This window comes from Rhodococcus sp. MH15, from assembly GCF_019266045.1.
In the GTDB taxonomy this organism is placed as follows: domain Bacteria; phylum Actinomycetota; class Actinomycetes; order Mycobacteriales; family Mycobacteriaceae; genus Rhodococcus_F; species Rhodococcus_F qingshengii.
Genome location: NZ_LPNP01000061.1, coordinates 66,943 through 91,821 on the forward strand (window position 1 = coordinate 66,943; position 24,879 = coordinate 91,821).

The following is a 24,879-nucleotide window of genomic DNA, read 5'->3' on the forward strand; positions in this document are numbered from 1 at the left end:
TCGGAACTACCTGTCTCTGTACTCACGAATCAGCACTCACGAATCTTTGCTCACGATCCACCGGGCTCGTAGATCGCTTCGGCGAGTGCCGCCATGACGCGTCCGGTGTTCGGCCCGAAGCTGAGCAGTACACCGTCCGCCATGTCGACTACTCGTTTGTTCTTTCCAGCCGGCGTCTGAGCGATGCCAGGGACCTTTTCGAGGCCGTCGATTCCGCCGATCGATGCCAATCCGTCCGTCATCATCAGCAGGGCGTCAGGCGCTGCGGCGATGAGCGCTTCGCTGGTGATGGGCACGAACTGTTGTGTGATGCCCGAGGCGGTTCCTGCATCGGTGGCGCCGAGTGCCTCGATCAAGGAATCTGCTCCGGACCCTTCACCGCCGATCATGGTGATGGCCGATCCGCGCATGTAGAGGAATGCGATTTTCAGTGGATCGCCCTCGGTGGGGACCAGGTCACGAGCTCCAGCGATTTCCGATTCGGTCCGGTCGACCAGCGCCGCGCCCTGGGCAGGGACGCCGAGCGCGTCGGCGACGGCCTGGAGTTGTCCTGGCACACCCTCGAGTGTTCGGGTCGGATCGAAGAAGACGACGGGAACACCGGCGGCGCGCAACTGATCCTGGACGCTCTTGGGCCCGATACTGGTGTCGGTGAGAACAACGGTGGGATTGAGGTCGAGAATTGCCTCGGTGTTGAGCGATTGGCCGCCGACCGTGACAACCGGCACGTCCGCGACCGCGGGGAACTTGGCGGCGGTGTCGCGGCCGACGAGATTGTCACCGAGGCCGAGCGCCACCGTCGTCGTCGCGAGCGTCCCGTAGCGGTCGGCCGCAACAATCCGGCTGTTGTCGGTGATGGTCACGTCGACGCCGTCGAAGCTCTTCACCGTCACGGGCAGTGTCGCGGTCGGGTTGTCGGACACGGGAACCGGGCTGGAATCTTCGAGTACCGCGGTCCTGGCACCCTGAGATGTCGTCGAAGTGTCGCTGGACCCGCAAGCCACCAGACCGAAACCGGCTGCTGCGACCAGAGCCGCCGCGGCCAAGCGCTTCATCATTTGACGAGGTAGCTCTCGATGTCGCCTTCGAGGTCGGCGAACAGGTCGCCGTTGAGGCGGTACGCCAGATTCACCTCGTCGATGAAACGCTGCTGTTCCTCGGCGGGAATCTGCAGTGCATCCAGATTCGAGCGGTAGTCGTCCTTGAAAGGCTTCGGCTTGGGGATGCCTTCGAAGATGTAGAAGCGAAGTCCGTCGGTCTCGAATCCGTAGGCGCGTTCGAGCATCCGGCGGATGATCTGTCCGCCCGAGAGATCGCCCATGTACCGAAGGTAGTGATGTGCGACGAAGCCGGCAGGCCAGTCGAACGCCACCTCCTTCAGGCGGGCGATGTAGCGCTCGGTTGCCGGCAGTGCCACGAGTTCGTCGCGCCAGTTCGGTCCGCCGAGGAACTCGAGATCGGCCTCGAGTGAAGCCACGCGCAACAGATCCTCGGACAGGAACGGGGCGACCAACTCGTTGTCGGCGTGTGTGCGGCCGGCCTCTTCGAGGCTCGTGTAGACGAGGTACGTCTGTCCCAGAAGTGCGGCGTAGCCAGCCGTGGTCAGCTCACCGCCGAGTAGTGAGCCTACGAATCGCGACTGCTCCGTCTCGCGGTGTGCTGCGTCCGTCTCGGTCTTGATTCGTTCGGAGAAGGCTGGGCCTGCGTCTGCGGAAAGGCTGTCTACGTCGAGCGTGGTCATTGATTCTCCTGAGGCTGTAGTCAAGCGTTGCCTACTAGGTTAGCCTGCCCTCGCCAACGCGATACCTCCGGTATTTCGATCAGCGGGACAGATCAAGCGCTCACATCGTCGAGAGCCGCGGCAATCGCTTTCGGAAGTTCCAATTCTTCGGTTGCCAGTACTCCTGTCAACTGGGCGAGATCACGCGTGCCGACGACGGCGCTGGCCACCCCGGCGCGATCGCGCGCCCAGGCCAGTGCCACCGCCAGTGGGGAAGTACCCAGACCGTCGGCAGCGGTAACGACTGCGTCGACCACCCGGATCGAGGAATCGGTCAGATAGCTCTGCACATCCTGCGAATGTGCTTCGTCGGCGCCGCGGGAATCGACGGGAATGCCGTCGCGGTACTTGCCGGTCAGCACACCGCCCGCGAGGGGTACTGCGGCGAACACTCCGACGCCGTGATGGGCCGCCGCTGCGAACAATTCTTCCTCGACGCCGCGTGCGAGCAACGAGTACTCGGCCTGCGTCGCGGCGAGTGTTGTTGCGCCACCGGCTCCTACGGCCGTCGCGAGCTGCCAGCCGAGGTAGCCGCGAACTCCGACGTACCGCACCTTGCCGCTCGAGACGGCGTAGTCGAGGGTTGCTGCAACCTCGTCGACGGGCGTGAGCGGATCCCAGGTTGCGACCTGCCACATGTCGAGGAAGTCGGTTCCGAGTTCACGAAGAGTCGCGTCGAGCTGGCGGAGCAATCCGCGCCGCGAGCAGTCGACGCGGTCGGTGCCGATCGGTGTGGGGTCGATGCCGGCGCTCGAGCTGACGATGAGTTCGTCACGTGGAACGACGTCGTCGAGCAACTCGGCGAGGATCCGTTGCGCCGCACCGGCGCCGTAGGCGGGCGAGGTGTCGACCAGGGTTCCGCCGGCCTCGGCGAACGCGAGTAGCTGCGCAGCAGCCTCGTCGCCGTCCGTGTCGCGTCCCCATGTCAGTGTGCCGAGCCCAAGTCGCGAGACCCGAAGTCCGCTCGTTCCGACAGATCTGTGCTTCATAACCGCCTGCATCTCGCGCCCGACTCGTGTGCGCAAGTGCGGCACCCGAGAGATCTCACCACGTGCAGACTAGTAGGCGGTCGCCTCGAGTCGGGGTATTCGGACACGGACGTGCCGGGCGCGGCGCGGCGCCGTGGGCCCCGGTAGCGTGGCGCCGGTGAAACGTGAACCCGACACACGAAACCTGTGTGCAGTAACCCCATTCGAATCAGCCGGGATCGGTGAGTGATGGGCGAAGCGATGACCTGGCTCCAGGCCGTGATCCTGGGCCTCGTGCAGGGCTTGACCGAGTTCCTGCCCATCTCGTCTTCCGGACATTTGCGAATCGTGTCGGATATATTCTTCGGCAGTGACGCCGGCGCATCGTTCACCGCGGTGACGCAGCTCGGCACCGAGTTGGCGGTCCTGATCTACTTCGCACGCGACATCGTGAGGATCATCACTGCCTGGTTCCGAGGTGTGTTCAATGCCGAGCACCGGGGCGATCTCGATTACCGGATGGGCTGGTACGTCATCATCGGCACCATCCCGGTCGGCATCCTCGGGTTCTTCTTCAAAGACCAGATCCGTACCGGCGCACGCAATCTGTGGCTGATTGCCACGATGCTGATCGTGTTCGCGCTCGTCATCGCTGCTGCCGAGTACTACGGACGCAAGACGCGCCCGATCGAATCGCTCACAGCGCGTGACGGCATCATCATGGGTTCGGCTCAGGCGCTCGCGCTCATCCCGGGTGTCTCACGTTCGGGTGGCACGATCAGTGCCGGCCTTTTCCTCGGACTCACCCGTGAGGCCGCAGCCCGTTACTCGTTCCTGTTGGCGATTCCGGCAGTTCTCGCCTCCGGTTTGTTCAGCCTCCCGGATGCCTTCGAGCCGGCCGGTGAGGGTCTGAACGCGAGCGGTCCGCAGTTGCTGGTGGCAACCGTCATCGCCTTCGCGGTCGGTTACGCAGCGATCGCCTGGCTGCTTCGATTTGTTGTCGATCACTCCATGTACTGGTTCGTCGGATACAGAATCGCTCTCGGCGTAGTCGTCCTTGCGTTGCTGGCCACAGGGGTCGTGTCCGCGACATAGGGCCCGTTTCGACGTCGACCACCCGTCCGTGCGGCCACCGCCCCATTAGGGTTGTGGAATGACAGTTGTCCTACTGCGGCACGGGCGGTCGACGTCCAACACTGCCCATACCCTGGCCGGTCGAACGCCGGGTGTGGAACTCGACGACCACGGCCGGAAACAGGCCGAAGGCGTCGTCGATCGGCTGGTCGGTCTGGACATCGCGGAGATCGTCCGCTCGCCGCTGTTGCGGTGTGAGCAGACGGTCGGCCCCATTGCCGTCGACCGTGGTCTGACGCCGGTGGTCGAGGATCGCCTCATCGAGGTCGATTACGGCGACTGGACGGGTCGCCCGCTCAAGGAACTCTTGGAAGAACCGCTCTGGAAAGTGGTGCAGCGCCACGCTTCCGGTGCAGTGTTTCCCGGCGGTGAAGGGCTGGCCCAGGTACAGGCGCGAGCCGTTGCCGCGATCCGAGAGCACGACGCACGGCTGGCCGAAGAACACGGCAAGGACGTCGTCTGGATCGCGTGCACGCACGGTGACGTCATCAAATCGGTTCTCGCCGACGCGTTTGCGATGCATCTCGATTCGTTCCAGCGCATCGTCGCCGAGCCCGCCTCGGTCAGTGTGATTCGCTACACGGCGACACTGCCGTTCGTTCTTCGCGTCAACGACACCGGAGACGTACTCGCCGCGATCGGTGCAGCTAAGGCCGCGACCAACGGTTCGGCTCCCGCGCAGGAGTCCGTCCCCGGCGGAGAGGTCGGTGCGTGAGCTGTGACGGATAATGGGTATTCAGTGATGTTCTGCTCGAACTCGAGGAGGTGCAATGTCGCGCGCGATTCACGTATTTCGCACTCCTGACCGATTTGTCGCAGGAACGGTGGGCGAACCCGGTGACAGGTCTTTCTATCTCCAGGCCGTGCACGAATCACGGGTGGTGAGTGTGCTGCTAGAGAAGCAGCAGGTTCAGGTCCTCGCCGATCGCATGGGCTTACTCCTCGAAGAGGTACATCGACGCTTCGGAACCGAGGTTCCGCCACAAGCCGACGACGTCTCCGACCTCAGCCCGCTGGTCACACCACTCGACGCGGAGTTCCGGGTCGGCACGATGGGGCTCGGTTGGGACGCCGATGCCGGGGCGGTCGTCGTGGAGCTGCTTGCCGTCAGCGAGACGGAGTTCGACGAATCGGTTGTCCTCGACGACGCCGACGACGGTCCGGACGCAGTCCGTGTGTTCCTGACTCCGGAGCAAGCGCGCGAGTTTTCGCTGCGGTCCGAACGCGTCATCGCGGCGGGACGCGCGCCGTGCCCGCTGTGTGGTGAACCGTTGGCGCCCGAGGGGCACGTCTGCATCCGCACCAATGGGTACCGACGCGGCGAGTCCTTCGGTTTCGCGATCGACGACGCAGACGACGACGAGGTCTGACGTCGTGTCCGAACCTGGTGTGCCGGACGTTCTGCTCGAGGGTGATCTGACTCTGATCGGTCAGATCACCACAGCGAGCAACGCCACGCTGGTATGTGAGTCGACTCTGGGGGAGCAGTCCACCCGTGTGGTCTACAAGCCGGTGCGGGGTGAACGCCCACTGTGGGATTTCCCGGACGGCACTCTGGCGGGGCGTGAGGTCGCGTCGTACCGCGTGTCCGAGGCGCTGGGTTGGGGAGTGATTCCGCGAACAGTGTTGCGGGACGGCCCCTTCGGTCCAGGCATGGTGCAGCGATGGATCGACACCGTCGATCGCCGCGCGGATGGATCTGGCGGACTCGAGATGGTGGACCTGTGCAGTCCCGGCAACGTTCCGCCGGGGTGGTTCGAGGTCCTGCAGGCCTTCGACTCGGAGGGTGAACCAGTCTCCCTGATCCATGCGGACGATCCACGGCTGCAGCGAATGGCCGTTCTGGACGTCCTCATCAACAACGCCGACCGCAAAGGTGGTCACGCTCTCGAAGGCGTCGACGGCTCGGTGTACGGCGTTGATCACGGAATCTGTCTTCACTCGGAGAACAAGCTGCGGACCGTGTTGTGGGGGTGGGCCGGGCAGCCCGTACCCGGTGCTTTGATCGCCGACGTCGCCGAATTCGCGACAACTCTCGACGGGGATCTCGGCGACGAGTTGTCCGAACTGATCACCGAAGAGGAAATCGTGGCCTTGGCGGTGCGGGCGATGCAGTTCGCCGAGTCCGCTGTGATGCCTGAGCCGAACGGCCATCGAACGATTCCCTGGCCGGCCTTCTAGTCGCGAGACTTTTCCTGCTGTTCGCGAGTTGCCGTCAATCCGGGTGAGCGAACCAATCGCAGTAGTTGTTCGCGCAGCGCGGCGACATCCCCGACGCCGACGGTCAACGCCGCATCTTCCTTCTCGAGCGTCAGTAGTCGCTCGTACGTCAGTCTTCCGGCGTCGGTTATCGCGATCACGCGCCGACGCTCGTCCCTCGGATCGGTGTCACGAGTGACGTAACCCGCTCGTTCGAGACGGTCGATCGTGCGGCTCATCGTCTGATCGGTGACGCGGGCGTTCTTCGCGATGTCGCGTTGAGACGCCGCCCCACCGGCGATCGAGTGGAGCACGATCAGGCCCGCGTGCGTCATGTCCTGAGACCGCAAGACCTTCTCCCACGAGTGCTCCACCAGGCGTGCAGCGGTGGACAACAGCCGGCCGGTGGGCCAGTCGTCCAGGCCGTCGCTGCTCATTTTTCTGCCTTCCGTTTGCAATTACTCAGCATGCTGAACAAAATAGTCGGCAAGTCCTCTGCTGCCGATCCCTGGAGACCCAGTGAGCACACCAGTACAAAATCGTCCTGTTCGTCGCCTTCGATGGATTGTGCCAGCTCTCCTCGTGATCGGCTGGCTGGCAATCGGAGGATTCGGCGGTCCGTTCGCCGGAAAGCTCAGCACGGTGCAGCAGAACGACAACACGTCGTTCCTGCCCGCGTCGGCCGAAGCGACCGAGGTGGCAAAGCTTCAAGAGAGCTTCACGGACACGCGCTTCGTGCCGGCCATCATCGTGGCGGAACGACCGGGTGGCCTCGAGCCCGCCGACTCGACCTTCCTTTCCCAGACCGTCGATTCGTTCGTCGGTACCGAAGGATTCGGCGACGCCTCATCGCCGCCGATCCCGTCGGCCGACGGCCAGGCACTCCAGATGTTCCTGCCGGTCGACAGCACCCTCGAAGTCAAGGACAGCGTGAAAGCGCTGCGCGCGGCGCTGGAGTCGAGCCCTGACGGACTGACAGTCAAGGTCACGGGCCGCGCTGGGCAGGTTGCGGATCTGTCGGCAGCATTCGCCGGTATCGACGGATTGCTGTTGTTGGTAGCCGGATCCGTCGTGATCGTGATCCTGATCATCGTTTACCGAAGCCCGATCCTGCCGTTCGTGGTGATCTTCTCGGCGATCTTCGCACTCGGATTGTCGAGCTTGCTCGTGTATCTGCTCGCGGACGCGGACGTCATCGCACTGAACGGTCAGAGCCAGGGCATCCTGTTCATCCTCGTGTTCGGTGCCGCCACCGACTACGCGCTACTGCTGGTCTCTCGCTACCGGGAAGAATTGCGGATCGAGAAGGACAAGTACGCAGCAATGCGCACTGCGTGGCGCGCGACGCTCGAACCTGTCGCAGCGTCTGCAGGAACGGTCATCGCGGGCGTTCTGTGCCTGTTGCTCTCCGACCTGAACTCGAACCGCGGACTCGGTCCGGTGGCCGCCATCGGTATCGCCGCGTCCTTCCTCGCATCGATGACCTTCCTACCTGCTGTCCTGGTTCTGTTCGGGAGGACGGCGTACTGGCCGACCAAGCCGAAGTTCGATGCCGACCGCGAGCACCACGACGAGGCGAACGATCACCGGTTCTGGGCCGGGCTCGCTGCTCGAATCGGTAGGCATCCGCGCCGCTTCTGGGTGGCGTCGACGCTGGTGCTGGTGATCTTCGCGATGATGATGCCGCAGTTCAAAGCCAGCGGTGTCTCGTCGTCCGACATCTTCTTGCTCGATGTCGATTCGGTTGCAGGCCAGGAGATTCTCGGCGAGCACTTCGACGCGGGTTCGGGTTCACCGGCCGTGGTCATCGCGAATGCAGACCAAGTGGATGCCGTTGCGGCAGCCAGTCGCGTGGAGGGTGTCAGCGACGTAAGCGTCGTGCAGAACGGGGGAGCCCCACTGGTTGTCGACGGGCGAGTCTCCCTGCAGGCGACGTTGACTGACGCTGCCGACTCGCTCGAGGCCGAAGACACCATCGTGCGACTGCGTGATGCAGTTCACTCAGTGGAGGGCGCCGACGCATTGGTCGGTGGCGTCACTGCGACCGACCTCGACACGAAGACCACCTCGACACGGGACCGGACACTCATCATTCCCGTGGTGATCATCGTGGTGTTCGTGATTCTCTCGCTCTTGCTGCGTTCGCTTCTCGCACCGCTGCTTCTCATGGGCACCGTTGTGCTCTCGTTTGCTGCGACACTGGGCATTTCGTCGCTGGTGTTCGACCACGTCTTCGGTTTCCCCGGCGCGGATCCGGTGGTCCCGCTCTTTGCGTTCGTGTTCCTCGTGGCTCTGGGAATCGACTACAACATCTTCCTCATGACGAGGGTGCGTGAGGAAGCGCTGAAGATCGGCACCAGGGCGGGTGCTCTGCGGGGACTCACGGTGACCGGCGGGGTGATCACATCTGCCGGAGTTGTTCTGGCAGCAACCTTCTCGGCGTTGGCGGTGATCCCTCTGTTGTTCCTCGCCCAGATCGCGTTCATCGTGGCGTTCGGTGTCCTGCTCGACGCTCTGATCGTCCGATCCTTGCTGGTCCCGGCCTTGACCTACGACATCGGTCAGAAGATCTGGTGGCCGAGCAAGCTCGCGTCGACGCCCGAACCGGAGCAGGATCAGCCAGCACCTTCCCAGCCTCAGAGCAGTCTCCACTAGGCTCGGCAGCATGCAGTCTTGGTCCGATACCGCACTCCCGTCCGTTCCCGGTCAGGGGCCGCCGTTGCGGCTGTACGACACAGCCGACCGTCAGGTTCGCCCCGTCACCCCGGGCGAGAAGGCGACGATGTACGTCTGCGGCATCACCCCGTACGACGCCACCCACCTCGGCCACGCGGCCACGTACCTCACGTTCGACCTCGTGAACCGCATCTGGCGCGACGCCGGACACGATGTCCACTACGTCCAGAACGTGACCGACGTGGACGACCCGCTGTTCGAGCGAGCCAATCGCGACGGCGAGGACTGGATCGTCCTCGGCATGCGTGAGACGGCTCTCTTCCGCGAGGACATGGAAGCGCTGCGTGTGCTTCCGCCGAAGGACTACATCGGCGCCGTCGAATCGGTGAACGAAGTAGTGGAGTTGGTGGAGAAGTTCGTGGCGTCCGGCGCCGCGTACATCGTCGACGACGCGGAGTTCCCCGACGTCTACTTCCGTGCCGACGCGACCGAGCAGTTCGGCTACGAGTCGGGCTACGACCGCGCGACGATGGAGAGGTTCTTTGCCGAACGCGGCGGAGATCCCGATCGCGTCGGAAAGCGCAATCCTCTCGACGCACTTGTCTGGCGTGCGGAGCGTCCGGGCGAGCCCTCGTGGCCCTCACCCTTCGGGCCGGGGCGCCCCGGCTGGCACATCGAATGCGCGGCCATTGCACTCAACCGCATCGGCTCCGGCTTCGACGTCCAGGGCGGTGGCAGCGATCTGATCTTCCCGCACCACGAGTTCTCGGCTGCGCATGCCGAATCGGCAACGGGTGATCGCCGATTCGCGCGGCACTATGTGCACACCGGCATGATCGGTCTCGACGGCGAGAAGATGTCGAAGAGTCGCGGAAACCTGGTCTTCGTCTCCAAGCTGCGCGGCGAGGGGGTGGACCCAGCGGCAATCCGTCTCGGACTTCTGTCCGGCCACTACCGCCAGGATCGCGCGTGGACCGATCAGGTCCTCGCGGATGCTCAGTCGCGCCTGAAGGTGTGGCGCGAGGCAGCAGCTCTCGGTTCTGCGCCGTCTGCCACTGACACTGTTGCGCGTTTGCGTCAGCACCTGGCCGACGATCTCGACACCCCGAAGGCGCTCGACGCGCTCGACGGTTGGGCCCGCCGCGCCATCGAGGGCGGCGGATCCGACACGCAGGCACCCGGCGAGTTCGCCGATGCCGTCGACGCCCTACTGGGTATTTCGCTTCGCTGAACCCCTGCTGTGCGCCTTTATTAACCGCCCGCGGTTAATAAAGGCGCACAGCAGTTTCTAGGCGTAGTCCAACGCACCTTCGGCGGGTGTCGGCACCCGGCGCCGTAGCGGCGAGCCCAATGCCCTCGCCAGATCCGTTCCGTCGTGCTCGGCGAGCAGCTCACCGTTCGACCAGACCAGCAGCGCGGCGCTGACAGCCTGTTCGGCCGTGGAGTGCGCGAGGTCGTAGTGCGCACAGCCGGGGACGTCTGCGTACGTGATCCACAGGTCGTAGCCGGTCATGAAGAGGTCCAGGTCGAACTGAACGCTCAAGCCGAGAAGCTCGCTGCGACCGTTGTCGTCGACACCGGCGAAGGCCTCGTCGAGTGCCAGCAGACGCGGGGCGTGCGGGTCGGCCGAGTCCAACATGACGTGCGCCGCGGCGAACAAAGGAAGGTGCAGCGAGACGGACTGCTCGCCACCGGACAGCGCGCTGTGCCGCGCGACGGTAAGACGGTCTTCCTTGCCCTCACCGCTGATGAGGGTGAACGAGAACACGCGCCATTGACGGTAGTCGAGCGCCGAGGACAGAATCTCCGGGTACGAGCGTTCGGGGTGCGCCGCGCGGGCGGTACGGATCTGCGTCGCGAAATGTGCTCGCAGAGTTGCCAGTTCATCGACGCCGAGGGCCGACGCGTCTCGATCCAGCAGCTTGGAGATCGCCCGCGAGCTGTCGTCGAGGTTGTCGGCGAGCACCCAGTGAACGCCGATGGTATTACCTGAGGACATCCGACGCTCACGCATCTCGGTGCCCATCTGTGCGATCAACTCGCGTGCGTCGACCGTGCGCTCGTGGATCTGCTGAGCCAATCCCGTCAACAGGGCATCTTCGAGAATGCGACGCTCGGATTCGGTGAGCAACTGCTCCTGATCGCCGCGAGCGTCGTGGATCCGCGTTGCGAACTCGCCGATCGACGAATAGCCCTGATCGTCCTGGACTCGTACGACGGTCAGCCCATCCGGTGCATCCCACTGCAGACGGTAGTCCTGTCCGGCTGCTGCGAGTTGCGCGTCGAAGTCCTGCAGCGCCGAGGTCAGTGCCGTGCGGGTTGCCTTTCGGGCGCCGTCGGTGACTCGGACTGCCGAGGTCGCAGCTTCGAGCGCTCGGTACAACTTGTCGACGTCTTCGGGGAGGACAGGCGGGTGGGCCGCGTCCTCGCTGCGATCTTCGTTCTGGATGCGGTAGACCAACTGATCGGGGCTCATCCACGCCGCTGAACTGGCCGGCCAGCTCAGGTGATCCTTGACGCCCAACAATTCCAGCAAGTCGGGGCGAGCATAGGGTGCGAGTCGCTCTGCATCACTGCGGGTTTCGGTCAGGGTGTGCCGAAGAGTCTCGACAGCGGTGTTGTACGCACCCTCCGCCGTGCCGATCTGGAGGACGGCAGCGTCGTACGCCTTTCGCGCCGCACGCTGTTCGACCTTGCATTCTTCGATCTTCGCGCGGGCTTTTGCCAGGTCCAGGTCGATCTGCTCGGCGCTGGCACCGAGGGTGTCGCGCAGCGTCTCGAGACGCTGCACCTGCTGGAGCAGACTCTCCTCGGCGATGGCGGCTTCCTCGGCGAATTCCTCCGCATTGGCGCGTGATTCGTCGAGACGGTCGCGAGACTCGCGTTCGAGTTCGACTTCCTTGGCATGCTCCCGTCGGCAGCGCAGCGCCAGTTCCCCCTGCTTCTCGAAATGACGGATCGCCGCCGCGAGGGAGTCGAGTTCACGGCCGATATGCGGGGTCCGGTGCTGCGACGCCGTCGCTCGGAGTTGCTTTTCCTTCGCCGCGAGATCAGCGATCGCCGCATCGAGTTCGCGTTGTGCCGTTTCCGTGGCCTCCGAGCGAGTACGGAGTGCGCCGGCGGATTCGGTGACCGTCTTGAGTGCGCGCAGGATCGAACCTGTCTTCGGCAATTCCTTTGCTGCAGAGTTGATTCGGCTCAGTTGCTCGTTGGTCTGCGCCACCAGTGCCTTGGCCGTATCGACTGCCGCGGCAAGTTCTTCCAGAGCCGCGTCGATCTCGGTGATCCGAGCTTCGCGTCGACGCGCCCGTGCTGTGGTGCCGATGTACTCGGCATCGGCCTTGACGTGCCGACCACGCGCGACGCCCTGCCAGAAGCGGCCGTCGACGCCGATCGCGACGCTTGCGTCGGAGTCGCCCGGCGCCTCGACGAGACTGATCGACGCGAGAATGTCCTGTACCCGAGCGTCGGGTACGTCGGCATTGCCTTCGACCTGGAGGACGTCGGCCAGCGTTCGTCCCTTCGGACGCTGCTTGACGGTCAGAGCCGTCAGGAACTGCTCGCTGACGTGCTCGGGAATCTTCTCGTCCGGGCAGACCCAGCCGTCGAGCAGATTTGCCGCTTGGAGTGCGGATTCGATTCCCGTGGCCACGTCTGGTTCGACGGAATCGGCGAAGCGCACCAACTGCCATAGCGGTGCACCACCCAGTTCACTGCGGTTGTCGGTGCGTGCGTGGAAGGCAGGCGGAGCGTCGTCGTGTTCCGCCGAGACGGCCTTGCGCTCGGATTTGAGAGCCGCGATGGAGGCGTGTGAGGCAGATATTTCAGCTTCGGCCTCACGTCGACGCTCGCGCAGCGTCTCGGTGCCGGCTTCGGTGTGCTCGGCGAGAACTGCGGACAGCGCCGGAGCGTCTTCGTCGCCGACTTCGGCGAGCGCCGCGTCGAGAGCTTCGAACAGCGACGTGTCGGCGCCGACAGCCGAAAACAGGGAGGAGTGATCGGTCCACCACGCGCGCAGCCCGCTGGCGCACTGACTTCGTGCGAGTTCCACGGCAGCTTCGCCCTCGAGCACAGCCGCCTTGGACGCTTCGAGCAGCTCTTGTCCACGGCGAGAGCTGTTTTCGGCCCGGGTTCGTTCGGTCGCCGCCTTCTCGACGGTCGCCAGTGCGGTGCGGACGACGCGTACGTCACCGTCACGCTCCTCGGCATGGCCACGGACGGCTGCCGTGATCTGGTCACTGCGTGAGCCGTCGGGCAGGGGAGTCCAGACGATGCCGGCGTCCTCGGCTGCTGCCTGAAGTTCGTCCTCGGCGCGCGAGAGTGCTTCGGCCGCACGCTTGACTGACGATGCAGCCTTGTCGGCTTCGTCGCCGCGTTGAGCGAGTGCGGCCTGCGCTTTCCGGGACTTGTCTGCCTGCTGCTCGGTCGAGAGCTTGAGCGTCGAGACGGCCTGGGCGAGATCGTCGAGTTGCTGTTTGCCTTCGTAGGCGCTCGAGCGTTGCAACGCTTCGACATTGGCGCGCGCGTTCTCGAGTGCCTGCTCGGCCTGGTTGAAGCGCTCCTCGGCTGCTGCCCGGGCCTCACGGCTGCGGGTCTGGGCAAGCGACGACTCGTCCATGGCGGCAACGCCTCTGGTGACTGCTGCGAGGCGGGTGCTGACCTGTTCGATCTCTCCGCGAGACTGCTGACGCAGGTACTTGGTGTAGACCCCGATGAAACTCTGGGCTGCCTGATCGGCGGCCGCGAGCCCCTCGAGCGCGCGGCCGACTTCCTCCATGTCGCTGAACGAACGCGCAGCTTCGAGGACCAACTGATCGTCGAGTGGACGGAGACCGTCGGTGAGTGCCTGCGAAAGGCCCTTCGGGTCGAGGTTCTTCGCGAGCTGGGGGCGGCGAAGCGTGAGAATGAGGTTGATCAGCTGGTCGTATCGCTGCACACCGAGACCGAACATCCGCGCGTCGATGGCTGTGCGGTAGTCGAGGGGACGGTCGGTGATGGCATCGCTGCCGAGTTGTTCGGCAAGCTGCTTCTTGGTCAGGGGGCGATCGTCGTTGCCGATCAGCGAGAAGTCGACCCCGACGCGGCCGTCGGCGACGAAGTACCAGCGGGTGACCTTGTCGTTGGTGCGTGTTGCGCGCATGCCGATTCCCACGGTCACCGACTCGGGATCTTCGAGGGAGCCGCGGCAGAACTCCATCCACACGTAGGAGTGCGCGCTGTCCTGGCCCCGGTAGAGCAGGTTGGACTTCATCGTGCGCTCTTCACCGGCGAACGGGTTGAGGCGCCGCGGTTCGATGCGGCCGTCGAAGACGAACGGGAACAGGACCTCGAGGGCCTTGGTCTTGCCGGATCCGTTGGGTCCCCGCAGAACCAGTCGACCGTCGGCGAACGAGAACTCTTGGTCTCGGTAATCCCAGAGGTTGATGATTCCAGCCCGAGTAGGTCGGAAGCGGGCGTTGCTCATACGTTCTCTACCTCTGATAGTTCGCCGTTGGGGGAAGGTTCGGGGCCGAATTCGTCGACCGGATCCGGTGCGGAGTTGTCCACCGCGAAGTCGATCTGAGGATCGCGTTCGCGCACGGAGACCACGACGTCGCGGTACCGGGCAAGGACGGGCAACACCAGTACGCCGCCGTCGACCGCATGCGTCAGGCGCAGACGTTGCAGCAACCCGAGCGCCTGCTTGCGCAGCCCGTTGTGATCGGCCTGCCACTGCGCCGCGAAAGTTCGCCCGAACTGGTCCACCAACTCGGTGACCTTGTCGGCGAGCCAGTCGTCGTCGATTTTCGGGTACGTGACGGGTGGCGGTGGCTCGGCCGGTTCGCCGGCGGGCAGCACGAAGTCGTCGTCCTCGTCGGCGAGGTCCTCGAAGATCCCGGCCTCGGGGATGGCGGCATCGAGTTGTTCGATCAGGTGATCGTCCGACACGTGCGGGATCGGAAGTTTCGGCAGTTCAGGAGCGTCGACGTCGAGTACGCGGTCGGCAATCTCGCCGGCCAGGAGAAGTGCCACCTGAGCGATCGTTCCGGTGCTCGGGAAGCGGACGTCGGAGAGTCGGCCGGTGGGATCGATCATCGCGATTCCCTCGGCGCGGCGCTCGGCCACCAACCCCGTCAGTAGTTCGACTTCCGACGCGGTCTTGGGCTGCGCCAACGCGATCAATTCGTGCTGATCGAGTTCACCGGCCAGTACGACCGGCCGCTCGACCAGAGCCCGACGCACTCGGCGTCCGATCTCTTTCGCGTCCACGGGAATTCCGTCGTCCTCGGAGGCGCTCGAGGTCTCGGCGGCCAGGAGTCCGCGGATGGAGTGAAGGTGCTGCAGGGCGCGCGGTGGACGGAACAGCGCTACGACGACGGAACGGTCGATGTCGTAGAGTGCTTCTCCCGCTTCGGGATTGGACGCCCAGCCGTTTGCGTCACCGTCGGCGAGGGCGATGGCGCCTCTGACTCCGAGCCAGCCCACTGCGTCGACGAAGGCGTCGCGGTCGGACGCACGATCGGTGGAGAGTTCGACGCCGTCGACCTGCGCGGCGTCGGCCGCGACGTGATCGGCCAACTCCGACAACGTGATCTGGTTTCCGGCGCGGCCCAATGCGGCCAGGCACAACGCCAGGTACGCGTAGCGCGTGCGATCGAAGGTTCGCTCGGAGGCAGTTCTGGCCGGTGCTGACGGGTTGAGCCGATCCGACACCGTGAACAGGCGCGCGGTGGTCTCCGTCACCTCGAGGCGGTAGCCGAACAGTTCGAGTAGGTCGTCACGCAGTTCGGTGGCCCAACGGCGCAAGAGCGGCAACGCAATTCGATCCGGGTACGTCGAGGTGATCAGGTGGTTGGACAGGATCACTCGCGCCGCGCGTTGATACGAGTCGAGGGCTAGGGGCGTGATCTCGCGAGCTCTCATCGAACACTGACCTCGATGCCGTCGAGATGCATTCGTCCGCGAGCAGTCTTGATGGTGGTCGAACCGTCCGAGGGACTGAGTGTCAGCTTCACCCCGTTCTCGCTACCGGTGGAGCTCTTGACGCGTCCCACCACCGGAACGCGCGCGGTCAGTGCTGCATTGAGCAGACTCAGCAAAACTTCGGTCTCCTGCTCGTTGAGTTCGCGCTGATAAACACCGTTCGACGCGAGTGATTGCGCCGCGGCGCTGCGCGTACGTTGCGCCGCCAATTGCTCTTCGCGCAGACGGCGGATGCTGCCGTCGTTGCGGGCGACCTTGCTCGGCAATCCTGGTGAGGGCGGGCGGCCGGTTTCGGCGAGTGTTCGCGCGATCTCGACCGGCGGTGCCTCCCACCACGAGCGTGAGTGAGAAATGATGTCGGCGTCCGGATGCACCATCGAGAGGTGGCGTGGACGGCCGAGGTCGAACACTGCCTGGAACAGAGCATGAGCTGCGTCTTCGGACGGCGTGGCGGCGAACCAGCCGGCGAGGTGCCGGAGCTGGCTCTCACGGCTGACGCCGCCGCGACGGGTTTCCGTGACGCGGCGAAGGAGCGCCAGAACCGCGGCGATCGCGCTCATCGTGCCCTCACGTAGACGCTCGGACTCGCTGATCCCCGATTCCGCGGAGACGAACCAGGCGGTCAATCCTCGCCAACGCGCAGCCCAGTCGTCTTCGCGTTCGGAGATCGGGACGAACACCCGTTCGTCACTGGCGGCGGCGAGGCGGATCATGCGATCGACCCCGGTGGATTCGACGTGCTCGATCGCTTCCTTGAGCTTGGGGGCGTAGCGCGCCAGATCAGAGCTGAACTCCCGCATGTGCGTGAGCAGAGCGTCCTTGTGCGTGAGGAAAGCCTGCGGAGTGATCTCCGTGGTCCGTACGAGGTCCCCGAGGGTCAGATAGAAGTGCGCGGCTCGATCAGCCATGTCGGAGAGTGTTGAGTCGAGGCGCTTGAGCTTGCGGAAGATCAGATCGCCGTCGGAGCTTCGGTTGGCCTCGGCGAGTTCGGACATGTCTGCGAGCAGGTCCGGCAGAGCGAGACGCGAGAGCGACGCCGAGTCCAGGCGTGCGGCGAGAACGTCTTCGACTGATCGATAGACCTGGTATCCGGCCTGACCGAACTGGTAGACGAAGTGGCGATTGCGGTACTCGGCCAGCGTGGCCGCGCGGGTGCCGTCGTAGCTGCGCTCGAGGATCTCCCACACGTGGAGCTGATCCAACAGGGGAGTGACCTCTGCTGCCGACAGATCGGCCGCCGGATCCGATCCACCGATCTTCTCGAGGATGTGCGCGACGGCTCCGGCATGCAGCAGGACGGTGTAGTTGGCGCGAGCATGGTCGAAGGCACGAAGTACCCAGAGGTACTCGGCCCGTTTTTCCGCGATCGTGAACGAAAACAGCTTCAGTCGATTGGTGTCGGCGTACGCGGCGTAATCGGGCGCACTCGTTTCTTCCACCATGACAGGGTAGGCGAGAGACGCCCCCTCTTTTTCCTACGGGCGATCCGTAGCAGGGGATGCGGCGCGTCGCCACTGCGATTCGTTCTCGATCATCCATGTGAGCAGGTGCTCGGCCGCCGCCTCGTCGGAGTCCGGGCCGACCAGCAGATCGGCGAACGCTTGGCTGGGGGCGACGATGCGGATGCCGTCGCGGGTGAGCAATCGGTCGAAGGCAGACGGTGAGAGGGGAGCGGTGATCCACACGTCACCGCCGGATTCCACACGCCGTAGTCCGAGAGCGTCGGCGAACTGATCGACGTTGTCGGCATGGAAGTGGGCACGTCGAGTGGGCGCGTACCGAGCAAAGGGTGCGGCGGCCACCGAGGCGGTACCGGCGTAGATGTGACCGCTGAGCTGACGCAGTTGATCGAAGAGTGCTTCCAACCCGTCCGGCGCATGAAAGCCGTGAGGCGTCGGCGCTTTGGCCCCGGCCTCAGCCGCCCATTCACGAAGCATCTTCGGCCAGCGGACGTCACCGATTCCGCCGCGGGGGAGCCGGGTGACCAGTTCGCGATCCGACAGTGTCTGAACCACCCGGTAGGTTGCTCCCGTCGATGCACCGGCCAGGCGCACCAAGGCAGTGATCGCCAGTGGCGCCGCGAAATCGGCAAGCGCACGCACGACGCGAGCTGACGGATCACCCGTCAGCTGTCCGGAAGGACGTCCGGGCCCCCGCCACGGATCGGCGTCGGCTCCGCGTCCACGCACCCAGACGGCGGGTCGATCAGCGGTCAACGACACGTTGCCCGTGGCGTCTGCGTACGAAATCGCGTGGGAATCGAGCTGCCGGCGAACCGGCTCGGACAGATATTTTGCGCACACGAAGCCGGGTTGACCGGTGGGGAAGCGATCGGCGATACCGGGAACGTCGCTGCTCAGGACACCGTGAGCGGCGTAGACGCCGAATTTGGCCACCGCGCCGTCAGGGGAGCGGAGGTCGAGTCGGAGTGGTGCCTCGGACAGGTCGGGGGAGCGCTGTGTCGACAAAGACCAGGTAGGAGGCAAATTTTCTTCGATGACGGCAACCGATCGCCGAAAAATGTCGATCGGCCGTTCCGGTTCCGACTCAGAATCGCTCATGTTCCAATGGTATCAATATCTGTCGACGACGGAAACACAAGATTTTCCGAATAATGTTCGACCCGACAGCCTCGCGACAACGGTGGTCGCTTTCGCCGAGAAACTCACTACCTACACAACTTCAAATTCGAAATTGCCGAGACCGATCAGCGTTGCTTCGGCATGATCAGGGGAGCGACGACGGCGAGCAGTAGTGCGGGGATCAGGAAGCTCGCGGCAGGCGAAGAGTCGTAAATCGGTGTCAGGGCCAGGGGAGCAAGAGCGGCGCCGCCGAAGCGCATCGCTTGGACGACGGACACGGCGCCGCCACGGTTCGGCCCCGCGGATCCGAGGACCGCCGCGTTGACGCCGACCAGCACGAACTGGCTCGCGACGCCTGCGACAAACCATGCGATCGCGATCACCGGCACCAAGCCGGCAAGGCCGACGACGGAGACCAGAACTGCTCCGCCCAGGGCGCCGATCATCACGGAGGAGCGTGCGCCGATGCGATCGATGAGGATTCCGATGCGCCGGGCCGAGAGGATGCCGGCCACGCCGAAGACGGTGAGCAGTAGGCCGCGGACGGTGGGGGACAGCCCGAACTCGTCTTCGAAGCGGAAGGCGAGCAGGAAGCTCAGTCCACCGAGGGCGCCCCAGCCGAGCAATGCAGCGATACCGATGCGGAGCACTTCGGGGCGTAATGCATCGCGGAGACGGGCGGGAGTGGTCGCTGCCGGTGCTTCGGACTTCGGAAGTCCGACGGCTCCCAGAATGCCCGCGACCACTGCGATGACGAGAAAGGCCAGACGCCAGTCGAATTCGGCCGCCAGTCCGCCGATCAACGGAGCCGACGACTGCCCTGCGGCCTGGAAAGCGCCGAAGGCTCCGAGGGCTCGACCCAGCCGTGCCTGCGGTGTTGCGGCCGCCAACGAGGCAAGCAGTAGCGGCGTGGTGAATGCGTTCGCGGAGCCCTGCAGTACCCGGGCGGCAAGGAAGATCTCGAGTGTCGGGGCGAGGAAGCATGCCAACGACGCGAGGACGTAGACGCCGTAAGCGATGCGCACCGTCCGAACCTTGCCCCACCGCGTCCCGAGTGTCCCCGACACCAACATCAGAGCGGCGAAGGGGAGCAGGTACGCGGTGAGGGAAGAGGCGGCCGCCGACGGACCGACCCCTAGATCGTCACCGATCTCGGGAAGGATCGAAGCAACCACGCCGCCGCCGAACGGGCCGAGGAACCCGCCGGCGTACAGCGCGATCAGCTGAAGCCGGAGGCGCAGTGGGCGCTGTGTACTTCCGCCTTCTTCTGGAGTGTTCTTGCTCACAGTCCGAAGCTGCCGGGGCCTCGCCGTCTGAGGTAGCGCTCGAATTCCGCGGCGATGGCATCGCCGTCGATCTTGGAGATTGCTTCGCTGATGTCGGTTTCGGCGTCTCCCCGTTCTTCCAGGGTGCGCACGTATTCGCCGATTTCCTCATCGTCCGCGGTCATTTCGTTGACCGCTTCCTCCCAATCCTCCGACTGAGCCGGGAGCTCCCCGAGTGGGACCTCGATGTCGAGAACATCCTCGACTCGTTGAAGGAGGGCCACTGTGGCCTTCGGGTTGGGTGGCTGCGAGACGTAGTGCGGAATCGCCGCCCAGAACGAAATAGCGGGTACACCAGCACGAACGCACTCGTCCTGAAGAACCCCGGTGATGCCCGTCGGGCCTTCGTACCGCGTCTGTTCCAGGTTGAATCGGGCGGCGGATTCACTGCTGTAGGCCGTGCCCGTCACCGGGACCGGTCGGGTGTGCGGAGTATCGGCGAGCAGGGCGCCGAGGATGACGACCGTCTTGACGTTCAGTTGGTCGATCAGCTCGAGCAGATCCTCGCAGAAACTGCGCCACCGCATGTTGGGCTCGATCCCGCGAAGCAGGACGATGTCGCTCTCGCTGCCAGGAGGCGAACAGACCGACAAACGTGTTGCCGGCCAAACGATTTCGCGAGTGACACCGTCGACCTGCCGGACTGTGGGGCGGTTGACCTGATAGTCGTAGTAGTCCTCTGAATCGAGTTCGGCGAGCGGCTGGGCATCCCAGATCAGCTCGAGATGTTCGACCGCACCGCTGGCTGCGTCACCGGCGTCGTTCCAGCCCTCGAAAGCTGCAACGAGGATGGGATCACGTAGGACAGGGATGTCGCCCTCGAGGCGGTCGCTGCTGTCGACGGCAAAGCCGTCAGGGCTCTCGAAGGCCGCGGAATCATCGAAATCGACCGGGCCGTCGGGAGTGACGGGGAACTCACTTGGACTCACCCACCCAGCCTACGGCCAGAGCTTGTCGGTGCGCCCACTACTCTGGACGGCATGTCTGCCCCATTTAACTCTGCCCTGCTTGATGCGCTGAAACAGCGCGTTGTCATCGGCGACGGAGCGATGGGCACCATGTTGCAGGCCGCGGACCTCACCCTGGACGACTTCCTCGGCCTCGAGGGGTGCAATGAGATCCTCAACGACACCCGTCCCGACGTGCTCAAAGACATCCACCGTGCGTACTTCGCCGCTGGTGCCGATGCCGTCGAGACCAACACCTTCGGTTGCAACCTGCCCAACCTCGCCGACTACGACATCTCTCACCGGATCCGCGAACTCGCGGAAAAAGGCACTGCTCTCGCCCGTGAAGTAGCGGACGAGATGGGACCAGGCCGCGACGGCATGGCCCGATTCGTACTCGGCTCGATGGGACCGGGAACCAAGCTCCCCAGCCTGGGACACGCACCGTACGCAGTCCTGCGTGACGCGTACACCGAAGCTGCGCTCGGCATGATCGACGGTGGCGCCGACGCCATCCTCGTCGAAACCTGCCAGGACCTGCTTCAGGTGAAAGCTGCAATCCTCGGCAGCCAGCGTGCGATGGAGCAACTCGGACTGCGGTTGCCGATCATCACGCACGTGACGGTCGAGACAACCGGAACGATGCTCCTGGGCAGTGAGATCGGTGCGGCGCTGACGGCACTCGAGCCACTCGGTATCGACATGATCGGTCTGAACTGTGCCACCGGGCCGGCCGAGATGAGTGAACATCTCCGTCATCTGTCCAAGTACTCCACGCTGCCGGTGTCGGTCATGCCCAATGCCGGCCTGCCGCAGCTCGGCCCCAAGGGTGCCGAGTATCCGCTGACTGCCGACGAATTGGCCGAAGCCCTCAGTGGTTTCGTCTCCGAGTTCGGACTCGGCCTCGTCGGTGGCTGCTGCGGTACGACGCCCGAGCACATCAGCGCGGTCGCCGACGCGGTTCGTCAGGTCGAGAAGGCCCAGCGCACGCCGATCCACGAGCCGAGCACCTCTTCGCTGTACTCGGCGGTGCCGTTCGAGCAGGACGCCAGCATCCTGATGATCGGCGAACGCACGAACTCCAACGGCTCCAAGGCTTTCCGCGAGGCGATGCTCTCCGCGGACTACCAGAAGTGCCTGGACATCGCCAAGGACCAGACCCGCGACGGCGCACACATGCTCGACCTCAACGTCGACTACGTGGGCCGCGACGGTGCCGCCGACATGTCGGAACTTGCCAGCCGCCTGGCGACGTCCTCGACGCTGCCGATCATGCTCGACTCCACCGAGCCTGCCGTGCTGCAAGCCGGCCTCGAGCACCTCGGTGGCCGCTGCGCCGTCAACTCCGTCAACTACGAAGACGGCGCCGGCCCCGAATCGCGTTTCCACAAGATCATGACTCTGGTCAAGGAGCACGGCGCGGCGGTCGTCGCCCTGACCATCGACGAAGAGGGCCAGGCTCGCACCGCCGAGACGAAGGTCGCCATCGCCAAGCGTCTGATCGAGGACATCAAGGGAAACTGGGGACTCGCCGAGTCCGACATCATCGTCGACGCCTTGACCTTCCCCATCTCCACCGGTCAGGAAGAGGTGCGACGCGACGGCATCGAGACCATCGAAGCCATCCGTCAGCTCAAGGCTGCGTACCCGGAACTCCACTTCACCCTGGGTATCTCGAACATCTCGTTCGGTTTGAACCCGGCCGCACGGCAGGTCCTCAACTCGGTGTTCCTGCACGAGTGCACCGAGGCAGGTCTGGACACGGCGATCGTTCATGCGTCCAAGATTCTGCCGATGGCCCGAATTCCTGACGAGCAGCGTGAAACCGCACTCGACCTCGTCTACGACCGTCGTAGCGAGGGGTACGACCCGCTGCAGAAGCTGATGGCTCTGTTCGAGGGTGTCTCGGCTGCGTCGGCGCGCGAGTCCCGTGCGCAGGAACTGGCGGGACTTCCGTTGTTCGACCGGCTCGAACGCCGCATCGTCGACGGCGAGCGCAACGGCCTCGACGACGACCTCACCGAGGCGATGACGATCAAGCCTCCGCTGGCCATCATCAACGAGACCTTGCTCTCGGGCATGAAGACCGTCGGCGAGCTGTTCGGCTCCGGACAGATGCAGTTGCCGTTCGTGTTGCAGTCGGCCGAGGTCATGAAGGCTGCCGTGGCATTCCTCGAACCGCACATGGAAGCGAGCGACGAGGACGGCAAGGGTCGCATCGTGATCGCGACCGTCAAGGGCGACGTTCACGACATCGGCAAGAACCTGGTCGACATCATCTTGAGCAACAACGGCTACGAGGTCGTCAACATCGGTATCAAGCAGCCGATCGCGACCATCCTCGACGTCGCGTTGGACAAGAAAGCCGACGTGATCGGCATGTCCGGACTGCTCGTGAAGTCCACTGTCGTGATGAAGGAAAACCTCCAGGAACTCAACGCACGCGGAGTCGCCGAGAAGTTCCCGGTTCTGCTCGGTGGTGCGGCGCTCACGCGCTCCTACGTCGAGAACGACCTGCAGGAGGTGTACGAGGGCGACGTCAGCTATGCCCGCGACGCCTTCGAGGGTCTGAACTTGATGGACCAGATCATGACGACCAAGCGTGGTGGCGGCCCGGCGCCGGACAGCCCGGAGGCCATCGCTGCTCGCGAGAAGGCTGCCGAGCGTAAGGCACGTCACGAGCGTTCCAAGCGCATCGCCGAAAAGCGTAAGGCTGCAGCGGTTCCCGTGGTCCTGCCGGAGCGTTCCGATGTCGCAACCGACATCGCGGTGCCGACACCTCCCTTCTGGGGCTCGCGCATCGTCAAGGGAATCTCGCTGTCCGAGTACTCGGGGCTGCTCGACGAGCGCGCTCTTTTCCTCGGCCAGTGGGGCCTTCGCGGTCAGCGCAAGGGCGACGGTCCGACGTACGAGGAACTGGTCGAGTCGGAAGGCCGTCCGCGACTTCGGTACTGGCTCGATCGGCTGACGTCCGAGGGCATCCTCGCGCATGCCGCGGTCGTGTACGGGTACTTCCCGGCGATCTCGGAGGGCGACGACGTCATCGTGCTCACCGAGCCGAAACCGGATGCACCCGAAAGGTTCCGGTTCACCTACCCGCGCCAGCACCGCGACCGCTTCCTGTGCATCGCGGACTTCGTTCGCTCGCGCAAGGACGCCGAGGCCACCGGGCAGGTCGACGTCCTCCCGTTCCAGTTGGTGACGATGGGTCAGCCGATCGCGGACTTCGCCAACGAGTTGTTCGCGTCGAACTCGTACCGCGATTACCTCGAGGTTCACGGAATCGGTGTCCAGCTCACGGAGTCTCTGGCCGAGTACTGGCATCGACGCGTCCGTGAAGAGCTAGTGCTTCCCGAGGGTCACACCGTCGCGGAGCAGGATCCCACCGAGGTTGCCGGCTACTTCGATCTCGAGTACCGCGGCGCTCGTTATTCGTTCGGATACGGCGCGTGCCCGGATCTCGAGGATCGAGCCAAGTTGGTTGCGTTGCTCGAACCCGAACGAATCGGCGTCGAATTGTCCGAGGAACTGCAGCTGCATCCTGAGCAGTCCACGGACGCTTTTGTCCTGCACCACCCGGAAGCAAAGTATTTCAATGTCTGAGTTGTTGACCGAAGTATCCGAATCAACGCTCGGTGGTGTCCTGTGGGACATGGACGGCACCCTGCTCGATTCGGAGAAGCTGTGGGACATCGCGCTTCGTGAGCTGTCCCTACGCCTGGGCGGACCGATGACGGAAGCGACACGCGTTGCCGTCATCGGTGCGTCGAGTCCCTTCGCCCTTGCGACGGTGTTCGACGCGCTCGGCCTGGAGAAGCATCCCGATGCCATCGCCGAGGCGAAGGACTGGATGTACACCCGCGTCGGCGATCTGTTCGAGGACGGCGTGACCTGGCGGCCAGGTGCTCGCGACGCACTGTCGACCGTGCGTGACGGTGGTTTGCGTTCGGCACTGGTCACCAACACCGAGCGAGTTCTGGTAGATCGGGCACTCGGCATGCTCGGCCGTGAGTTCTTCGACCATTCGGTGTGTGGCGACGAGGTCCCCAACGGGAAACCGGCAGCGGATCCGTACCTGCGCGGCGCGCATCTGCTCGGACTCGAGCCTGCGCAGTGCCTCGCGATCGAGGACTCGCCGACCGGCACGGCGTCGGCCAGCGCTGCGGGTTGCGCGGTGCTCGTCGTTCCGTGTGAGGTCGACGTCCCCGCCGGCCCTGGACGCGTGTTTCGAGAGTCCCTGTTGGACTTGTCCATTCACGATCTTCACGACGTTCACTCGAGCGCGGCACGTTAGGCTGGATTTGC

18 protein-coding genes are annotated in these 24,879 nt (G+C 64.5%); 8 read left to right on the top strand and 10 right to left on the bottom strand.

The genetic code is table 11. The annotated features are described in order from the left end of the window. Positions 1-50 precede the first annotated feature (50 nt). The 3 genes from ATN37_RS08415 to ATN37_RS08425 all read right to left on the bottom strand — a co-directional run bounded on the left by ATN37_RS08415 (position 51) and on the right by ATN37_RS08425 (position 2,769). Positions 51-1,058 (bottom strand): hemin ABC transporter substrate-binding protein, encoded by a 1,008-nt coding sequence (locus ATN37_RS08415; protein ID WP_042450998.1) that lies wholly within the window; start codon positions 1,056-1,058, stop codon positions 51-53. Next, positions 1,055-1,741: a heme oxygenase (biliverdin-producing) gene (locus ATN37_RS08420; RefSeq protein ID WP_218695004.1), complete on the bottom strand. Its 687-nt coding sequence runs from the start codon at positions 1,739-1,741 to the stop codon at positions 1,055-1,057. Before ATN37_RS08420 ends, ATN37_RS08415 begins: the two co-directional genes overlap by 4 nt. Before the next feature lie 92 nt (positions 1,742-1,833). Continuing rightward, positions 1,834-2,769, bottom strand: a complete 936-nt coding sequence (locus ATN37_RS08425; RefSeq protein WP_063316377.1) for an aldo/keto reductase — start codon at positions 2,767-2,769, stop codon at positions 1,834-1,836. Between the two features lie 228 nt (positions 2,770-2,997). On the opposite strand from ATN37_RS08425, the gene ATN37_RS08430 reads away from it, so the two are divergent. From ATN37_RS08430 to ATN37_RS08445, 4 genes are read left to right on the top strand one after another with little or no spacing between them, the layout of a single operon-like run. Continuing rightward, positions 2,998-3,843, top strand: a complete 846-nt coding sequence (locus ATN37_RS08430) for an undecaprenyl-diphosphate phosphatase (RefSeq protein ID WP_218695005.1) — start codon at positions 2,998-3,000, stop codon at positions 3,841-3,843. 58 nt (positions 3,844-3,901) lie between these two features. Continuing rightward, positions 3,902-4,597: a histidine phosphatase family protein gene (locus ATN37_RS08435; protein ID WP_003946173.1), complete on the top strand. Its 696-nt coding sequence runs from the start codon at positions 3,902-3,904 to the stop codon at positions 4,595-4,597. 55 nt (positions 4,598-4,652) lie between these two features. Further along, on the top strand, positions 4,653-5,252 hold the full coding sequence (locus ATN37_RS08440) for a DUF3090 domain-containing protein (protein WP_003946200.1): 600 nt from the start codon (positions 4,653-4,655) through the stop codon (positions 5,250-5,252). A 4-nt stretch (positions 5,253-5,256) separates the two neighbouring features. Further along, complete coding sequence (locus tag ATN37_RS08445) at positions 5,257-6,063, top strand: SCO1664 family protein (protein WP_003946172.1); 807 nt, start codon at positions 5,257-5,259, stop codon at positions 6,061-6,063. Here the strand turns inward: ATN37_RS08445 and ATN37_RS08450 are convergent. Next, the gene (locus tag ATN37_RS08450) at positions 6,060-6,518 is read right to left on the bottom strand and encodes a MarR family winged helix-turn-helix transcriptional regulator (RefSeq protein WP_218695006.1); all 459 of its coding nucleotides are present in this window, start codon (positions 6,516-6,518) and stop codon (positions 6,060-6,062) included. The two genes, ATN37_RS08445 and ATN37_RS08450, sit on opposite strands and share 4 nt — an antisense overlap. Positions 6,519-6,645: 127 nt before the next feature. Here ATN37_RS08450 and ATN37_RS08455 point away from each other — a divergent pair, with 127 nt between their 5' ends. After that, a complete protein-coding gene (locus ATN37_RS08455; protein ID WP_374103514.1) occupies positions 6,646-8,736 on the top strand; it encodes an MMPL family transporter in 2,091 nt (696 codons plus the stop codon). 10 nt (positions 8,737-8,746) lie between these two features. Beyond that, the gene (gene mshC / locus ATN37_RS08460) at positions 8,747-9,988 is read left to right on the top strand and encodes a cysteine--1-D-myo-inosityl 2-amino-2-deoxy-alpha-D-glucopyranoside ligase (RefSeq protein ID WP_064688179.1); all 1,242 of its coding nucleotides are present in this window, start codon (positions 8,747-8,749) and stop codon (positions 9,986-9,988) included. A 57-nt stretch (positions 9,989-10,045) separates the two neighbouring features. On the opposite strand, the gene ATN37_RS08465 is transcribed toward mshC, so the two are convergent. The 6 genes from ATN37_RS08465 to ATN37_RS08490 all read right to left on the bottom strand — a co-directional run bounded on the left by ATN37_RS08465 (position 10,046) and on the right by ATN37_RS08490 (position 20,439). Beyond that, positions 10,046-14,221 carry a TIGR02680 family protein gene (locus tag ATN37_RS08465; RefSeq protein ID WP_064688180.1) on the bottom strand — a complete coding sequence of 1,392 codons (4,176 nt, stop codon included), beginning with the start codon at positions 14,219-14,221 and terminating at the stop codon, positions 10,046-10,048. Further along, entirely contained in the window at positions 14,218-15,660 is a 1,443-nt protein-coding gene (locus ATN37_RS08470) for a TIGR02678 family protein (protein ID WP_058226710.1), read from the bottom strand. Before ATN37_RS08470 ends, ATN37_RS08465 begins: the two co-directional genes overlap by 4 nt. Further along, a complete protein-coding gene (locus ATN37_RS08475) occupies positions 15,657-17,162 on the bottom strand; it encodes a TIGR02677 family protein (protein WP_081557900.1) in 1,506 nt (501 codons plus the stop codon). Before ATN37_RS08475 ends, ATN37_RS08470 begins: the two co-directional genes overlap by 4 nt. Before the next feature lie 33 nt (positions 17,163-17,195). After that, complete coding sequence (locus ATN37_RS08480; protein ID WP_081557899.1) at positions 17,196-18,281, bottom strand: hypothetical protein; 1,086 nt, start codon at positions 18,279-18,281, stop codon at positions 17,196-17,198. Between the two features lie 146 nt (positions 18,282-18,427). Further along, the gene (locus ATN37_RS08485) at positions 18,428-19,588 is read right to left on the bottom strand and encodes an MFS transporter (RefSeq protein ID WP_050655280.1); all 1,161 of its coding nucleotides are present in this window, start codon (positions 19,586-19,588) and stop codon (positions 18,428-18,430) included. Further along, positions 19,585-20,439 carry a PAC2 family protein gene (locus tag ATN37_RS08490; RefSeq protein ID WP_232330052.1) on the bottom strand — a complete coding sequence of 285 codons (855 nt, stop codon included), beginning with the start codon at positions 20,437-20,439 and terminating at the stop codon, positions 19,585-19,587. The genes ATN37_RS08485 and ATN37_RS08490 overlap by 4 nt, the downstream gene beginning before the upstream one ends. A gap of 168 nt (positions 20,440-20,607) precedes the next feature. Here ATN37_RS08490 and metH point away from each other — a divergent pair, with 168 nt between their 5' ends. Continuing rightward, positions 20,608-24,177, top strand: coding sequence for a methionine synthase (metH, locus tag ATN37_RS08495; RefSeq protein WP_047270513.1), 3,570 nt, complete (start codon positions 20,608-20,610; stop codon positions 24,175-24,177). Next, positions 24,170-24,868 carry an HAD family phosphatase gene (locus tag ATN37_RS08500; protein ID WP_007729900.1) on the top strand — a complete coding sequence of 233 codons (699 nt, stop codon included), beginning with the start codon at positions 24,170-24,172 and terminating at the stop codon, positions 24,866-24,868. The genes metH and ATN37_RS08500 overlap by 8 nt, the downstream gene beginning before the upstream one ends. Positions 24,869-24,879 lie beyond the last annotated feature (11 nt).

Bases quoted from the DNA above. Each gene is read 5' to 3' on its own strand.
- ATN37_RS08415 (WP_042450998.1), bottom strand. From the start codon at position 1,058: ATGATGAAGCGCTTGGCCGCGGCGGCTCTGGTCGCAGCAGCCGGTTTC.
- ATN37_RS08420 (WP_218695004.1), bottom strand. From the start codon at position 1,741: ATGACCACGCTCGACGTAGACAGCCTTTCCGCAGACGCAGGCCCAGCC.
- ATN37_RS08425 (WP_063316377.1), bottom strand. From the start codon at position 2,769: ATGAAGCACAGATCTGTCGGAACGAGCGGACTTCGGGTCTCGCGACTT.
- ATN37_RS08430 (WP_218695005.1), top strand. From the start codon at position 2,998: ATGGGCGAAGCGATGACCTGGCTCCAGGCCGTGATCCTGGGCCTCGTG.
- ATN37_RS08435 (WP_003946173.1), top strand. From the start codon at position 3,902: ATGACAGTTGTCCTACTGCGGCACGGGCGGTCGACGTCCAACACTGCC.
- ATN37_RS08440 (WP_003946200.1), top strand. From the start codon at position 4,653: ATGTCGCGCGCGATTCACGTATTTCGCACTCCTGACCGATTTGTCGCA.
- ATN37_RS08450 (WP_218695006.1), bottom strand. From the start codon at position 6,518: ATGAGCAGCGACGGCCTGGACGACTGGCCCACCGGCCGGCTGTTGTCC.
- mshC (WP_064688179.1), top strand. From the start codon at position 8,747: ATGCAGTCTTGGTCCGATACCGCACTCCCGTCCGTTCCCGGTCAGGGG.
- ATN37_RS08465 (WP_064688180.1), bottom strand. From the start codon at position 14,221: ATGAGCAACGCCCGCTTCCGACCTACTCGGGCTGGAATCATCAACCTC.
- ATN37_RS08470 (WP_058226710.1), bottom strand. From the start codon at position 15,660: ATGAGAGCTCGCGAGATCACGCCCCTAGCCCTCGACTCGTATCAACGC.
- ATN37_RS08475 (WP_081557900.1), bottom strand. From the start codon at position 17,162: ATGGTGGAAGAAACGAGTGCGCCCGATTACGCCGCGTACGCCGACACC.
- ATN37_RS08480 (WP_081557899.1), bottom strand. From the start codon at position 18,281: ATGAGCGATTCTGAGTCGGAACCGGAACGGCCGATCGACATTTTTCGG.
- metH (WP_047270513.1), top strand. From the start codon at position 20,608: ATGTCTGCCCCATTTAACTCTGCCCTGCTTGATGCGCTGAAACAGCGC.
- ATN37_RS08500 (WP_007729900.1), top strand. From the start codon at position 24,170: ATGTCTGAGTTGTTGACCGAAGTATCCGAATCAACGCTCGGTGGTGTC.